We start from the raw sequence: 14892 nt of genomic DNA on the forward strand, positions 1-14892 counted from the left end.
CTCGCTTGATACGATTTTTCTCAAAGCGTCGAATCCTCCGGCGTTGGAGACAAGATGGACCCGAGCAATTCACCCAGCGCTGGCGAGGCGCTGTACCGCGTCATGGTGCGCATCCGCGCCTTCGAGAATGCCGCCGAAACCGCCAGCCAGGGCGGCGTCAGCGCCTACGGCCAGCAGGCGGGCGGGGCCGCCAAGGTGCGCGGGCCGCTGCACCTGTCGACCGGGCAGGAGGCCGTGCCGGCGGGCGTGTGCGCGCATCTGCGCACGAGCGACTACCTCACCTCCACGCACCGCGGCCACGGCCATACGCTGGCCAAGGGCGCGGACCTCACGCGGATGATGTGCGAGCTGTTCGGCAAGGCCACGGGCTTCAACGGCGGCAAGGGCGGCTCGATGCACATCGCGGACTTCTCGGTCGGCATGCTCGGCGCCAACGGCGTGGTGGCGGCGGGCTTGCCGATTGCCGTCGGTGCGGCGCATGCGCAGAAGCTCCTGCAGCAAGGCGACGACCTCACGGTCTGCTTCTTTGGCGACGGCGCGATCAACCGCGGCCCGTTCCTCGAAGCGCTCAACTGGGCCCGCGTGTACGACCTGCCCGTGCTCTTCGTCTGCGAAGACAACCGCTGGAGCGCGACCACCGCGAGCGGCCCGATGACGGCGGGCGACGGCGCCTCGGCGCGCGCCGCGTCGATGGACATCGCGGCCACGCAGGTCGACGGCAACGACGTGTTCGCGGTGCATGAAGCCGCGGCGCGCCTGGTGGCCGAGGTGCGCAGCGGCGCGGGGCCGCGCCTGCTGCACGCGCTCACCTACCGCGTGAAGGGCCATGTGTCGGTCGACCTCGCGGCGTATCGCGACCCGGCCGAGCTGGCCGCCGCGCTGGAGACCGACCCGATCGCGCACGCGCGCGGTCACCTGCTCGACACCGGCGTGCCCGCCGCGACGCTCGACGCCATCGAGAACGCCGCGCGCGACGAGGTGGACACCGCCCTCGCCGTGGCCGATGCAGCGCCCTGGCCCGAAGCCAGCGCCGCCTTCACCGACGTGCAGACCACGGGAGCAGGCCAATGGCTGTGACGACGCTGAGTTATTCCGAAGCCGCCGTGCGCGCGCTGCAGCAGGAGATGGACGCCGACCCGCGCGTGGTCGTGCTCGGCGAGGACGTGGGCCGCGGCGGCATCTTCGGCCAGTACAAGGGACTGCAGCAGCAGTACGGCGCCGGGCGCGTGATCGACACGCCGATCAGCGAGGCCGCGATCATGGGCGCCGGCGTGGGCATGGCGCTCGCGGGGCTGCGTCCCGTGGTCGAGATGCGCGTGGTCGACTTCGCGCTGTGCGGCATGGACGAGCTGGTGAACCAGGCCGCGAAGAACCGCTTCATGTTCGGCGGCCAGGGCCGCGTGCCGCTCGTGGCGCGCATGCCGGGCGGCATCTGGGACGCGTCGGCGGCGCAGCATTCGCAGTCGCTCGAGGCCTGGTTCGCACACCTGCCGGGCGTGGTGGTGGTGAGCCCGTCGACGCCGCAGGACAACCACGGCCTGCTGCGCGCGGCGCTGCAATGCGGCGACCCGGTGGTCTACATCGAGCACAAGACGTTGTGGGGCGTGCGCGGCGAGGTGGACGAGACGCTGGTCGTGCCGCTGGGCAAGGCGGCGCGCGTGCGCGAGGGCAACGCGCTCACGCTCGTGAGCTGGAGCAAGCAGATGCAGCCTTGCGCCGCGGCCTGCGACGCGCTGGCGGCCGAGGGCATCGCGGTCGACCTGATCGACCTGCGCACGCTGTGGCCGTGGGACCGCGAGACGGTGTTGTCATCGTGCGCGCGCACGGGGCGATTGCTGGTCGTGCATGAAGCGGTGCAGGCCGCAGGCTTCGGCGCCGAGATCGCCGCGAGCGCCGCCGAGGCCACGGGCTGCCGCGTCGCGCGGCTGGGCGCGCCGCGCATTCCGGTCGGCTATGCACCGGTGCTGGAGGCGCAGTCGCGCGTGGGTGTCGATGCGATCGTGGCGGCGGCGAAGAAGCTGGCGGGCTGACACCCCCCAACCCGGACGGCCATGGACCCGCTCTTCTTCAAGCTGGTGCGGGTGGTCAACCTCACGGCGCGGCCGTTCCATGAGCGCGTGGGGCGCGAGCACCAGCTCACGCTGAACGAGTGGCGCACGCTGGCCGTGCTCGCCACGCAGCCGGGGCTCACGGGCGCGCAGGTGGCCGATCTCACCGGCCTGGACAAGATGGCCGTGAGCCGCGCGCTGGCGGGGCTGAAGCGCCACAAGCGCATGCAGCGCCGCGGCGACCCGACCGACCAGCGCTGCAGCCGGCTCTACCTCACGGCCGCCGGCAAGGCGCTGCACGCGACGGTCGGCGCGCTCGGGCGGCAGCGCGAGGCCGAGCTGTTCGCGGGCGTCGATGCGAACGAGCTGGCCCGGCTGAGCGACACGCTCGACACGCTGATCCGCGCCGTCGAGCGCGCACCCGACAACAGCGCAACCGATCAGACCGTGTAGCCGCCGTCCACGCTCAGGTTGGCGCCGGTGACGAAGCCGCCATCGGGGCCCACGAGGTACGCGACCATGCCGGCGATTTCTTCGGCGCGGCCGTGGCGCGGCAGCACCATCACGTCGTGCATCGACGACGCGCGTGGGCCGGTGGCGGGGTTCATGGCGGTGTCGATGGGGCCGGGCTGCACGTTGTTCACCGTGATGCCGCGCGGGCCGAGGTCACGCGCCAGGCCGCGCGTGAGGCCGACGATGGCGGCCTTGCTCATCGCGTAGACGCTGGCGCCCGCGTCGAACACGCGCTCGGCGTTGACGCTGCCGATGTTGACGATGCGACCCGTGCCGTCGCCCATGTGGCGCGCGGCGGCCTGGACGGCCACGAAGGTGGCGCGCACGTTGACGTCGATGGTGCGGTCGAAGTCGTCGAGCGAGAAGGTGTCGAGGTCGCCGCCGAGGTACACGCCGGCGTTGTTCACGAGGATGTCGAGGCGCTCGAAGGCGCGTGCGCCCTGCGCAATGGCGGCCGTCAGCGCGGCGGCGTCGCCCGCGTCGGCGCGGATGGCGAGTGCGCGGCCGCCGGCGGCCTGGATCTCGCCGGCGAGCTTGTCGGCCTCGGCCTGCGCGCTGACGTAGGTGAAGGCCACGGCCGCGCCGTCGCGCGCCAGCCGGCGCACGATGGCGGCGCCGATGCCGCGCGAACCGCCGGTGACGAAGGCGACCTTGCCGGCCAGAACAGGGGAGGAAGACGAAGAAGACACAGAGGTGGAAGCCATGATTTTTCCGATCAGTTGAGGAGGAAGGCCTTCAGTGTCGGAATTCCATTGCCTCTGCGGTAGCCATCAATGAGCCCGATCAGATTCAACCAAAAGTTGAAGATGAACGACAAAATGACGGCATGGAACCGCTCAATCACCTTGAATCCTTCGTGCAGAGCGCCGAGGGCGGCAGCTTTTCCGCGGCCGCGCGGCGACTGGGGCTGACGCCTGCGGCGGTCAGCAAGAGCGTGGCACGGCTGGAGGCGCGGCTGGGCGTGCGGCTGTTCCAGCGCAGCACGCGGCGGCTCACGCTGACCGAGGCCGGCGAGCGTTTCCTGGCGCAGGTCGGCGGCGCGCTGGCCACGCTGCAGGACGCGGTGGCCGGCCTCGCGCAGGACGACGGCCAGCCGTCGGGCACGCTCAAGGTGAGCATGGGCCAGGCCTTCGGGCGCGAGCATGTGCTGCCGTTCATGGGCGACTTTCTGGCCCGCTATCCGGGCATCGTGCCCGACTGGCATTTCGACAACCAGCAGGTCGACCTGATCGGCGAGGGCTTCGACGCGGCCATCGGCGGCGGCATCGCGCTGTCGCCCGGCGTGGTGGCGCGCGAGCTCGCACGCATCCACGTGGTCGCGGTGGCGGCGCCGGCCTATCTGGCGGGGCGCGCGCTGCCCGCGCACCCGGGCGAGCTGGCGCGCTTCGACGTGCTGCTGCGCCGCTCCTCGCCCACGGGCCGGCTGCGGCCCTGGACGCTGCGGCATGCGAGCGGCGAGGAAACCATCGTCGATTTGCCGCCGCGCCCGCGCGCGATCTTCAACGACCCCGAAGCGATCGCGCAGGCGGCACTCTTGGGGCTCGGCGTCGCGATGCTGCCGATGCCTTTCGTGGAACGCGGCCTGCGCAGCGGCGCGCTGGTGCGGCTGCTGCCCGAGTGGTACCAGGATTCGGGCGCCGTGTGGATCTACTACCCGAGCAAGAAGTTGCTGCCGCCCAAGACGCGGGTGTTCGTCGACTTCGTGCTGGCGCGCTTTCGCGAGGCGCGTTTCTCGCAGCGGATGCAGGTGGGCTGAGCCACATCGCCCCCAACGGGCCGGGGTTTTTACCCGCGACGCCTGCCGCGCCCGCCTGTACAAACGCGCGCATGACTTCTATCTCTCGCTCTTCTTCCGCCACCTCCACTTCATCTGCCCGCCGCTTCGCGCTCGTCGCCACCGCGGCAGCCACGCTCGCGCTGCTGGGCGGCACCGCGCACGCCCAAGGCACCTGGCCGACCAAGCCGGTGCGCATCGTCGTGCCCTTTGCGGCCGGCGGCACCACCGACATCCTGGCGCGTGCCGTGGCGCCCGAACTCTCGAAGGCCTTCGGCCAGCAGTTCATCGTGGACAACCGCGCGGGCGCCGGCGGCAACGTGGGCGCCGAAATTGTCGCGCGCGCGCCCAACGACGGCTACACGCTGCTGATGGGCACGGTGGGCACGCACGGCATCAACCGCGCGCTGTACCCCAAGCTGCCCTTCGACCCGATCAAGGATTTCGCGCCCATCACACTGGTGGCCGCCGTGCCGAACGTGATGGAGATGAACGCCGAGACGGCCAAGCGGCTGAACATCCGCAACGTGCAGGATTTCATCAAGTACGCCAAGGCCAACCCCGGCAAGCTGAACATGGCCTCGAGCGGCAGCGGCACCTCGATCCACCTGGCAGGCGAACTCTTCAAGAGCATGACCGGCACCTTCATGGCCCACATCCCGTACAAGGGATCGGGCCCGGCGCTGCTGGACATGGTGGGCGGCAACGCCGACGTGATGTTCGACAACCTGCCCTCGTCGATGGCGCAGATCAAGGGCGGCAAGCTCACGGCGCTGGCCGTGACCAGTTCGCAGCGCTCGCCCGCGCTGCCCGATGTGCCGACAGTGGAAGAAGCCGGCGGCCCCGCGCTCAAGGGCTACGAGGCGAGCTCATGGTTCGGGTTGCTGGCACCGGCCGGCACCTCGCCCGAGATCGTGAACCGCATCCAGCAGGAAGTCGCGAAGTCGCTGGGCACGCCGGCGATCAAGGAAAAGATGCTGGCCCAGGGCGCGATCCCGAGCGGCAATTCGCCGGCCGACTTCACGAAGCTCATCGCGAGTGAGCACGTGAAGTGGGCGAAGGTCGTGAAGGAGTCGGGCGCAAAGGTGGACTGATCACGAGCCGGGGACCGCTCAGGTCCCCCAGGTCACGTCCTTGCTCTCGGCCTGTGAGTCCTTGAGCATGTGCAGCAGCGGCGCGGCGCGCTGGTGCAGGCCGACATGCTGCTTCTCGGCATCGGTGTCGTGGCCTTCGACCGCGTGCTCGTCGTGGTTGTGCGCGGCGGGCTTGGTGTTTTCGCGGGCCAGGGCCGCCTCGAGGGCGGCGATGGCGGCGGGAATCTGCTCGACCGTGATGATGCCCTGCGGCGCAGCCGGCTTGCCGACGATGTCGAGCAGTTGCCGCGCATGCACCTCGAGCATCACGAAGTCAGGCGCGGCCCGGGATTTGAAGCGGTAGAGCATGGTGTCCTCACTTATTTGTAGATGTAGTCACGGGCAAAAGGGTACACCGATTGCGCACCGCGCAAGACGCCCGCGCGCCCTACATTGCCGTCAGGCTTTGTCGACAACATCTGATGCAAGGAGATCCATCCCTGCTCGAAACTCATCGCCGAGCCCGCAAGGTACAGGCGGTAGGCGCGAAGAATGCGCTCGGCGTTCTGGCCCTGGCGCCCGCCGCTGCGGCTGAGCACCTCGCGCGCGGCATCGAGCTGTGCCTCGAGCGCATCCGACCAGGCCCACAGCGTGCGCGCGTAGTGCGGGCGCAGGCTTTCGGTATCGACCATCTCCAGCCCGGCCGCCGCGGTCTCGCGCAACACGTGCGTCACGTGCAGCAGCTCGCCGCCGGGGAAGATGTATTTCTCGATGAAGTCGCCCATGCCCGCGCCGAGCTGGCGGTAGTTCAGCTCACCCGAGGTGATGCCGTGGTTGAGCACCAGCCCGCCCGGCTTGAGCAGCGTGTGGATCTTGCGAAAGTAGGTCGGCATGTTGGCCGCGCCCACGTGCTCGAACATGCCCACCGACGAGATCTTGTCGAAAGGCTGCGCGTCGGGCAGCTCGCGGTAGTCGCGCAGCTCCACGCGCACGCGGCCCTGCAGGCCTTTTTCCTCGATGAGCCGCTGCACGTGCGCGTGCTGGTTCTTCGACAGGGTGATGCCCGTGGCGTCCACGCCGTAGTGCTCGGCCGCCCACATCAGCAACGCGCCCCAGCCCGAGCCGATGTCCAGGTAGCGCTCGCCGGGCTGCAGCATGAGCTTGCGGCAGATGTGGTCGAGCTTGGCTTCCTGCGCCTGCGCCAGCGTGAGCTCGGGCGTGCGGAAGTAGGCGCATGAATAGACGCGGCGCGGGTCCAGCCACAGCGCGTAGAAATCGTCGGAGACGTCGTAGTGGAACTCGATCTGCGCGGCGTCCTTGCGCAGCGAGTGCGAACCGCGCGACTTGGCACGGTGCTGCAGGCGGCTCCACCAGCTGGTGTCGGTCTCGGCGGGGTTGCCGGGCAACAGGCCGACGGTGGCGTCGATCAGGTCGCGCATGGCCCCCTCGATCTGCACCTTGCCCTCGACGTAGGCCTCGCCGATGGCCCCGACCTGCCGGCCGGCCAGCTTGGCCAGCACCGACCACTCCTTGAAAGCCAGCGTCACGCGTGAACCCGCCTGGGCGACCCGGCGCCCGTCGGGCAACTCCAGTGCGATGGGCACGGGCAGCGAGGCCAGCTGCGACTCGATCTTGGGTATCAAGTGTTGCATGGGGCCATGGTATTGATTTTTCCAAGAGTTTGCATGACATCGCATCCGCGAGCGGGCCGAAAGCCTCTGCAGAGAAGCCCTCGTTGACAACAGATTGTTTATGTCTAAACTATTCAACCATGAACAGCTTGACCACCTCCCGCCTCGCGCCCGCCTCGGACCTCCAGCGCATCCTGTGCATCGGTGGGGGTCCGGCCGGCCTGTATTTCGCCCTGCTGATGAAGGCCCGCAACCCGGCGCTGCAGATCACGGTGGTCGAACGCAACCGCCCCTTCGACACTTTCGGCTGGGGCGTGGTGCTGAGCGACCAGACGCTGGGCAACCTGCGCGCGGCCGACGGCCCCACGGCCGCGCTCATCGGCAACGAGTTCCACCACTGGGACGACATCCAGGTCTTCTTCAAGGGTCGCCAGGTGCGTTCGGGCGGCCATGGCTTCTGCGGCATCGGCCGCAAGCGGCTGCTGAACATCCTGCAGGAACGCTGCCTCGAACTCGGCGTGGAGCTGGTGTTCGAAACCGACGCCACCGACGACCAGGCGATTGCCGCGCAGTACAAGGCCGACCTCGTCATTGCCAGCGACGGCCTCAACAGCCGCATCCGCCAGCGCTACGCCGACGTGTTCAAGCCCGACATCGACCTGCGCAACTGCCGCTTCGTGTGGCTGGGCACGCACCAGACCTTCGACGCCTTCACCTTCGCCTTCGAACAGACCGAGCACGGCTGGTTCCAGGCCCATGCCTACCAGTTCGACGACAAGACCTCGACCTTCATCGTCGAGACGCCCGAAGCCGTGTGGAAGGCCCACGGCCTCGACCAGATGGAGCAACCCGAGGCCATCGCCTTCTGCGAGAAGCTGTTCGCCAAGTACCTCGGCGGCCACGCGCTCATCAGCAACGCCACGCACCTGCGCGGCTCGGCCAACTGGATCCGCTTTCCGCGCGTGGTGTGCGAGCGCTGGACGCACCGCATCGACGTCGAAGGCCGCTCGGTACCCGTCGTGCTCATGGGCGACGCTGCGCACACGGCACACTTCTCGATCGGCTCGGGCACCAAGCTCGCGCTGGAAGACGCGATCGACCTGGCCAACGAATTCGAACAGGGCGGCACGCTCGACCACGTGCTCGAAGGCTATGAAGCCCGCCGCAGCGTCGAGGTGCTGAAGATCCAGAACGCCGCGCGCAACTCCACCGAATGGTTCGAGAACGTGCCGCGCTATACGGGCATGGAGATCGAGCAGTTCGCATACTCGTTGCTCACACGCTCGCAGCGCATCAGCCACGAGAACCTGCGCGTGCGCGACACGCAATGGCTCGGCGGCTACGAGCAGTGGCTGGCGGGCGGCAAGGCCGTGGCACCGATGCTGATGCCGCTGAAGGTGCGCGGCGTCGAGCTGAAGAACCGCATCGTCGTCTCGCCGATGGCCACCTACAGCGCGGTCGACGGCGTGCCGCAAGACTTCCTGCTGGTGCACCTGGGCGCGCGCGCACTCGGCGGCGCTGCGATGGTGTGCGTCGAAATGACGAGCCCGACACCCGAAGGCCGCATCACGCCGGCCTGCACGGGCCTGTACAACGACACGCAGCAGGCCGCGTTCAAGCGCATCGTCGACTTCGTGCACACCCAGTCGAGCGCGAAGATCGCCATCCAGATCGGCCACAGCGGCCCCAAGGGCTCGACGCGCGTAGGCTGGGAAGGCACCGACGAGCCGCTCGAAAGCGGCAACTGGCCGCTGCTCGCCGCGAGCGCCCTGCCCTACGGCGAACAGAACCAGCTGCCGGCCGCGATCACGCGCGCAGAGATGGACACGCTGCGCGACCAGTTCGTCGACTCGACGCGCCGCGCCGTCGAATGCGGCTTCGACTGGCTCGAACTGCACTGCGCGCACGGCTACCTGCTGTCGGCCTTCATCAGCCCGCTCACCAACCAGCGCACCGACGAGTACGGCGGCGACATCGAAACACGTTGCCGCTATCCGCTCGAAGTGTTCCGCGCGATGCGCGCCGTGTGGCCGGCCGACAAGCCGATGAGCGTGCGCATCTCGGCACACGACTGGGCACCCGGCGGCAACACCGACGCCGACGCCGTGGTGGTCGCGCGCCTCTTCAAGGAAGCCGGCGCCGACTTCATCGACGTGTCGTCGGGCCAGACCACGCGCGCCGCCAAGCCCGTGTACGGCCGCATGTACCAGACGCCGTTCGCCGACCGCATCCGCAACGAGGTCGGCATCTCGACCATCGCGGTGGGCGCCATCACCGATGCCGACCAGGCCAACAGCATCATCGCGGCCGGCCGCGCCGACCTGTGCGCCGTGGCGCGCCCGCACCTGGCCGACCCGGCGTGGACGCTGCACGAAGCCGCCAAGCTGCAAAGCCGCGACGTCGACTGGCCCAAGCAGTACCTGAGCGGCCGCGACCAGATGTACCGCGAGATCGCCAAGCAGCAGCAGATCGCCGCGGCCACCGCTGCCGCAGGCCGTGCGGCCGACACCGAAGAGACGCACTGACATGGACCTCGAAGCACGCGCCCACAGCGAGCACCCCGAGGCACTGCGCCTCTGGCTGCGCTTGCTCACCTGCACGCAGCTGGTGGAAAAGCAGGTGCGCAACGGACTGCGCGCGCAGTTCGCCACCACGCTGCCGCGCTTCGATCTCATGTCGCAGCTCGAACGCTCACCCGACGGGCTGAAGATGAACGAGCTCTCGCGCCGCATGATGGTCACGGGCGGCAACGTCACCGGCATCACCGACCAGCTCGTGACCGAAGGGCTGGTAGAGCGCATCAACGTCGAAGGCGACCGCCGCGCCTGGCGCGTGCGCCTCACGCCGCGCGGACGCAAGCTCTTCAACGAGATGGCGCAACAGCACGAAGACTGGATCGTCGAGGCTTTTTCAAGCCTCAACCCCAAGGAGATCGCGCAGCTTCACAAGCTGCTCGGCAAGGTCAAGCAACATTCCCACAGCAGCCAATTGGCGGAGACCGCATGAAGCACTACATCGGCGCAAGCAATCCCATGCACGCGCAATTCGAACCCAAGGCCGACTACCAAGCCGAGCACTTTGCCTGGCGCTATGAAGCCGGTGTCGGCACCATCACGCTGAACCGTCCCGAGCGCAAGAACCCGCTGACCTTCGATTCGTACGCCGAGCTGCGCGACCTGTTCCGCGCGCTGACCTACGCGACCGACGTGAAGGTGATCGTCGTCACTGGCGCCGGCGGCAACTTCTGCTCGGGCGGCGACGTGCATGAAATCATCGGCCCGCTGACCGGCATGCGCATGCCCGAGCTGCTCGAGTTCACGCGCATGACGGGCGACCTCGTCAAAGCCATTCGCAACTGCCCGCAGCCCATCGTGGGTGCCATCGACGGCGTGTGCGCCGGCGCCGGCGCGATGATCGCGCTGGCCTGCGACCTGCGCTACGGCACGCCCGCCACGCGCACCGCATTCCTGTTCACCCGCGTGGGCCTGGCCGGCGCCGACATGGGCGCCTGCGCACTGCTGCCGCGTGTCATCGGCCAGGGCCGCGCCTCGGAGCTGCTGTTCACCGGCCGCGCCATGACCGCTGAAGAAGGCCAGGCCTGGGGCTTCTTCAACGGCCTGCACGACAGCGCCTCGCTGCTCGATGCCGCCACCAAGGTCGCGCGCGACCTGGCCGAAGGCCCGAGCTTCGCGCACGGCATGACCAAGACCATGCTCGCGCAAGAGTGGTCGATGACCATCGACCAGGCCATCGAAGCCGAAGCGCAGGCGCAAGCGATCTGCATGCAGACCGAAGACTTCAAGCGCGCCTACGAGGCCTTCGCGGCCAAGCGCAAGCCGGTGTTCGGCGGAGACTGACACGCATCATGATGACCAAGATTCCCGCCCCACCTTCGACCGCGCACCTCGCGCTGCCGTTCTTCGACGACGCGCACCGCGCGCTCGCCAACGACCTGCTGCCCTGGTGCGCCGCACAGGAGATCGATGAGCGCGACGACCGCGCCGCCTGCCGTGAATGGGTGCGCCGTCTCGGCGACGCCGGCTGGCTGCGCTACGCGGTGCCCGGCAGTGCCGGCGGTGCGCTCGAACGCCTCGATTCGCGCGCGCTCGTGCTGCTGCGCGAAACGCTCGGCTACCACTCGCCACTGGCCGACTTCGCCTTCGCGATGCAAGGCCTGGGCAGCGGCGCGATCACGCTGGACGGCACGCCCGAGCAGCAATCGCAGTACCTCACGGCCGTGGGCCAGGGCAAGAAGATCGCGGCCTTTGCACTCAGCGAGCCCGAGGCCGGCTCCGACGTCGCGGCGATGGCGATGCGCGCCGAGCCCACCGGCGACGGCTGGTGCCTGAACGGCGAGAAGACCTGGATCAGCAACGGCGGCATCGCCGACTTCTATTGCGTGTTCGCGAAGACCGACCCCACGGCCGGCACGCGTGGCATCACCGTGTTCATCGTCGACGCGACGACGCGGGGGCTCGACACCTCTTCGCACATCGACGTGATGGCGCCGCACCCGCTGGCCACCTTGCGCTTCGACAACTGCATCGTGCCGCGCACGGTACAGCTGGGCACGCTGAACGGCGGCTTCAAGCTCGCGATGCGCACGCTCGACATCTTCCGCGCCTCGGTGGCCGCTGCCGCGCTGGGCATGGGGCGCCGCGCGCTCGCCGAAGCCATCGCGCACGCCAAGGGCCGCCGCATGTTTGGCCAGACGCTCGCCGACTTCCAGCTCACGCAGGCCAAGCTCGGCGAGATGGCCGCGCTGATCGACAGCGCCGCGCTGCTGACCTACCGCGCCGCGTGGATGCGCGACGACGCGGAGCGCCGCGGCGCGCCGGCGGTCGGCGATGTGTCGGCCGCCGCAGCCATGGCCAAGATGTGCGCCACCGAGAACGCGAGCCGCGTGATCGACATGGCGCTGCAGATGCACGGGGGCCTTGGCGTGAAGGTCGGCACCAAGATCGAAAGCCTGTACCGGGACATCCGCTCGCTGCGCATCTATGAAGGCGCGACGGAAGTCCAGCAACTGATCATCGGCAAATCCGTTTTGCGGGGGTGAAACCGTGTCTGCCCAAGTCGATCGCTTCGTTCATGACCGCCTGCCGCCTGCCGCGCAGCTGCCGGTCTTTCGCTACGACCTGCCCGAGCTGCAGTTTCCCGACCAGCTGAACCTGGTCGAGGAACTGCTGGACAAGGCGGTCGCCAAGGGCTTCGGCGACAAGCCGATGCTGCGCTCGCCCGCCGGCGTGCTCACCTACGCCCAGGCGGGCGTCGAGGTGAACCGCATCGCCCAAGTGCTGGTCGAGGATCTCGGCCTCGTGCCCGGCAACCGCGTGCTGCTGCGCGGCGGCAACTCGGTGTGGATGGCGTTGTCGTGGCTGGCCGTGGTCAAGGCCGGGTTGATCGCGGTGGCGACCATGCCGCTGCTGCGCGCCAAGGAGCTCGGCGAGATCATCGAGAAGTCGCAGCCCGTGGCCGCGCTGTGCGAAGGCCGCCTGCTCGACGAGCTCGTGGCCGCGCAGCAGGCGCACCCCGTGCTCGCGACGGTGATTGCCTTCAACCAGCCCGATGCGCCCGACTCGCTGTCGGCGCGCGCGGCCGCCAAGAGCGGCGTGTTCTCCGCCTGCCCCACGGCCGCCGACGACATCGCGCTGCTCGCCTTCACCTCGGGCACCACGGGCAAGCCCAAGGCGCCCGTCACCACGCACCGCGACGTCGTCGCCATGTGCCAGACCTGGCCGCGCCACGTGCTGCGTGCACGCAGCGATGACATCGTGGTCGGCACGCCGCCGCTGGCCTTCACCTTCGGGCTCGGCGGCCTGCTGATCTTTCCGATGTGGGCCGGTGCGTCGGTGTACTTTCCCGAGGGCGCTTTCTCGCCGGAAGCGCTTGTGAAGCTCATCAACGAGGTCGGCGCGACCATCTGCTACACCGCGCCCACCTTTTATCGCCAGATGGCGCCCTTCGTCCGGCAGCACGGGGCGCCGAGCCTGCGCATTTGCGTGAGCGCAGGCGAGGCGCTTCCCGACGCCACGCGCCAGCTCTGGAAGGAGACCACGGGCATCGAGATGCTCGACGGCATCGGTGGCACCGAGGTGTTCCACATCTACATCTCGGCCGCCGGCGACGAAGTGCGCCGCGGCGCCGTCGGCAAGGCGGTGCCAGGGTTCACGGCCAAGGTGGTCGACGACCAGGGCAACGAAGTGCCGCGCGGGACGGTCGGCAAGCTGGCGCTGCAAGGGCCGGTCGGCTGCCGCTACCTCGACGATCCGCGCCAGGCCGACTACGTGAAGAACGGCTGGAACTACCCTGGCGACTCGTTCGTGCAGGACGACGACGGCTACTTCTTCTACCAGGCGCGTGCGGACGACATGATCATCACGGCCGGCTACAACGTCGGCGGCCCGGAGGTGGAAGACGCGCTGCTCAAGCACCCGGCCGTGGCCGAGTGCGGCGTGATCGGCAAGCCCGACACCGACCGCGGCATGGTCGTGAAAGCCTTCTGCGTGCTCAAGCCCGGCCACACCGGCGACGCGGCGATGGTGAAGACCCTGCAGGACCACGTGAAAGCCACCATCGCCCCCTTCAAGTACCCGCGGGAGATCGAGTTCGTGACGGCGCTGCCGCGCACCGAAACCGGCAAACTCCAGCGCTTCAAATTGAGACAACTCAACAGCAACACACCATCATGACGAACAAACTCATTCAGCCTCCGGGCTGGCTGCCCCCGAAGGGCTATGCAAACGGCATCGCGGCGCGCGGCACCCAGGTGTTCGTCGGCGGCCAGATCGGCTGGAATGCCCAGCAACAGTTCGAATCCGACGATTTCATCGACCAGTGCGGCCAGGCACTGCGCAACATCGCCGAGGTGCTGCGCGAAGCCGGCGCCGGCCCGGAGCACATGGTGCGCATGACCTGGTACGTGACGGACCGCGACGAATACAGCCGGCGCCTGTCCGAGCTCGGCCCGGTCTATCGCGACGCGCTGGGTCGCAACTTCCCGGCCATGACCTGCGTGCAGGTGGCGGCGCTGGTGGAGCACCGCGCGAAGGTGGAGATCGAGGTCACGGCGGTCATTCCAGACTGATCCGGCGCGTGACTGCGCCTCGTCGCAGTCCCTCAGCCGCCTTAGTTGCGCACGTTCTCGAAACCTGCCTCTTTGCGGGGCCGGCCCAGAAACAGAAAAGCCCTCTTCGCGAGGGCTTTCTTTTGCGCCTGATTCCGATCGGGAATTTCCAAAAGAATCGGCTCAAAGAAAAAGGCCCTTTGATTTCTCAAAGGGCCTTTTAAATTGGTTGCGCGAGCAAGATTTGAACTTGCGACCTTTGGGTTATGAGCCCAACGAGCTACCAGGCTGCTCCATCGCGCGGCAAGTATAAATTATAGCTTATTCAGCGGCGTTTTGCTCAGCGCCAGCATCTTTAATTTCAGCACGGTCGACCAGTTCGACGAGCGCCATCGGGGCGTTGTCGCCCACGCGGAAGCCCATCTTCAGGATGCGGGTGTAGCCGCCCGGACGCGCTGCGAAACGCGGGCCGAGTTCGCCGAAGAGCTTGACGACGCTGTCGCGGCTGCGCAGGCGGTCGAAGGCCAGACGCTTGTTGGCGAGCGTGGGCTTCTTGGCCAGGGTGATCATCGGTTCGATGACGCGGCGCAGTTCCTTGGCCTTGGGGACCGTGGTCTTGATGACTTCGTGCTCGATGAGCGAATTCATCATGTTCTGCAGCATCGCGAGGCGGTGCGAGCTGGTGCGGTTGAGTTTGCGAAGTCCGTGTCCGTGACGCATGGTGCTTTTCCTTTACTTTATTAAACAGGCAGCCGTATCAGGTACTGCCCGGGCACGAGCCCTCAGG

At 68.3% G+C, this 14892-nt stretch carries 15 protein-coding genes and 1 tRNA gene; 11 read left to right on the forward strand and 5 right to left on the reverse strand.

All coding sequences use genetic code 11. The annotated features are described in order from the left end of the window. Positions 1 to 54: 54 nt before the first annotated feature. The 3 genes from ASD34_RS10845 to ASD34_RS10855 are packed head-to-tail and all read left to right on the forward strand — an operon-like array spanning position 55 to position 2501. Positions 55 to 1077 carry a thiamine pyrophosphate-dependent dehydrogenase E1 component subunit alpha gene (locus ASD34_RS10845; RefSeq protein ID WP_056576926.1) on the forward strand — a complete coding sequence of 341 codons (1023 nt, stop codon included), beginning with the start codon at positions 55 to 57 and terminating at the stop codon, positions 1075 to 1077. Beyond that, positions 1068 to 2030, forward strand: a complete 963-nt coding sequence (locus tag ASD34_RS10850; RefSeq protein WP_056576929.1) for an alpha-ketoacid dehydrogenase subunit beta — start codon at positions 1068 to 1070, stop codon at positions 2028 to 2030. Before ASD34_RS10845 ends, ASD34_RS10850 begins: the two co-directional genes overlap by 10 nt. A gap of 21 nt (positions 2031 to 2051) precedes the next feature. After that, positions 2052 to 2501, forward strand: coding sequence for a MarR family winged helix-turn-helix transcriptional regulator (locus ASD34_RS10855; RefSeq protein WP_056576932.1), 450 nt, complete (start codon positions 2052 to 2054; stop codon positions 2499 to 2501). On the opposite strand, the gene ASD34_RS10860 is transcribed toward ASD34_RS10855, so the two are convergent. Further along, complete coding sequence (locus ASD34_RS10860; protein WP_056576935.1) at positions 2489 to 3265, reverse strand: SDR family oxidoreductase; 777 nt, start codon at positions 3263 to 3265, stop codon at positions 2489 to 2491. The two genes, ASD34_RS10855 and ASD34_RS10860, sit on opposite strands and share 13 nt — an antisense overlap. 122 nt (positions 3266 to 3387) lie before the next feature. Between ASD34_RS10860 and ASD34_RS10865 the strand changes: the two genes are divergently transcribed. Next, positions 3388 to 4317, forward strand: a complete 930-nt coding sequence (locus tag ASD34_RS10865; RefSeq protein WP_056576938.1) for a LysR family transcriptional regulator — start codon at positions 3388 to 3390, stop codon at positions 4315 to 4317. 71 nt (positions 4318 to 4388) lie between these two features. Further along, positions 4389 to 5429 carry a Bug family tripartite tricarboxylate transporter substrate binding protein gene (locus ASD34_RS10870; RefSeq protein WP_056576941.1) on the forward strand — a complete coding sequence of 347 codons (1041 nt, stop codon included), beginning with the start codon at positions 4389 to 4391 and terminating at the stop codon, positions 5427 to 5429. An 18-nt stretch (positions 5430 to 5447) separates the two neighbouring features. Here ASD34_RS10870 and ASD34_RS10875 read toward each other — a convergent pair whose 3' ends face one another. After that, a complete protein-coding gene (locus ASD34_RS10875; protein ID WP_056576944.1) occupies positions 5448 to 5777 on the reverse strand; it encodes a DUF1840 domain-containing protein in 330 nt (109 codons plus the stop codon). 11 nt (positions 5778 to 5788) lie between these two features. Next, a complete protein-coding gene (locus ASD34_RS10880; protein ID WP_056576947.1) occupies positions 5789 to 7060 on the reverse strand; it encodes a class I SAM-dependent methyltransferase in 1272 nt (423 codons plus the stop codon). Between the two features lie 119 nt (positions 7061 to 7179). Between ASD34_RS10880 and ASD34_RS10885 the strand changes: the two genes are divergently transcribed. From ASD34_RS10885 to ASD34_RS10910, 6 genes are read left to right on the forward strand one after another with little or no spacing between them, the layout of a single operon-like run. After that, entirely contained in the window at positions 7180 to 9564 is a 2385-nt protein-coding gene (locus tag ASD34_RS10885; RefSeq protein ID WP_056576950.1) for a bifunctional salicylyl-CoA 5-hydroxylase/oxidoreductase, read from the forward strand. A gap of 1 nt (position 9565) precedes the next feature. After that, positions 9566 to 10045 carry a MarR family winged helix-turn-helix transcriptional regulator gene (locus ASD34_RS10890; RefSeq protein ID WP_056576953.1) on the forward strand — a complete coding sequence of 160 codons (480 nt, stop codon included), beginning with the start codon at positions 9566 to 9568 and terminating at the stop codon, positions 10043 to 10045. After that, positions 10042 to 10896: an enoyl-CoA hydratase family protein gene (locus tag ASD34_RS10895; RefSeq protein WP_056576957.1), complete on the forward strand. Its 855-nt coding sequence runs from the start codon at positions 10042 to 10044 to the stop codon at positions 10894 to 10896. Before ASD34_RS10890 ends, ASD34_RS10895 begins: the two co-directional genes overlap by 4 nt. Before the next feature lie 8 nt (positions 10897 to 10904). Beyond that, positions 10905 to 12098: an acyl-CoA dehydrogenase family protein gene (locus ASD34_RS10900; RefSeq protein ID WP_056576960.1), complete on the forward strand. Its 1194-nt coding sequence runs from the start codon at positions 10905 to 10907 to the stop codon at positions 12096 to 12098. 4 nt (positions 12099 to 12102) lie between these two features. Next, on the forward strand, positions 12103 to 13731 hold the full coding sequence (locus ASD34_RS10905) for an AMP-binding protein (protein WP_056576963.1): 1629 nt from the start codon (positions 12103 to 12105) through the stop codon (positions 13729 to 13731). Next, positions 13728 to 14126 carry a RidA family protein gene (locus ASD34_RS10910; protein WP_056576966.1) on the forward strand — a complete coding sequence of 133 codons (399 nt, stop codon included), beginning with the start codon at positions 13728 to 13730 and terminating at the stop codon, positions 14124 to 14126. Before ASD34_RS10905 ends, ASD34_RS10910 begins: the two co-directional genes overlap by 4 nt. Positions 14127 to 14331: 205 nt before the next feature. Here ASD34_RS10910 and ASD34_RS10915 read toward each other — a convergent pair. Then, positions 14332 to 14408, reverse strand: a tRNA-Met gene (locus tag ASD34_RS10915). Positions 14409 to 14426: 18 nt separating this feature from the next. Next, the gene (rplQ, locus tag ASD34_RS10920) at positions 14427 to 14825 is read right to left on the reverse strand and encodes a 50S ribosomal protein L17 (protein WP_056576970.1); all 399 of its coding nucleotides are present in this window, start codon (positions 14823 to 14825) and stop codon (positions 14427 to 14429) included. Positions 14826 to 14892: the final 67 nt, after the last annotated feature.

This window comes from Variovorax sp. Root473, assembly GCF_001426505.1.
In the GTDB taxonomy this organism is placed as follows: Bacteria; Pseudomonadota; Gammaproteobacteria; order Burkholderiales; family Burkholderiaceae_C; genus Variovorax.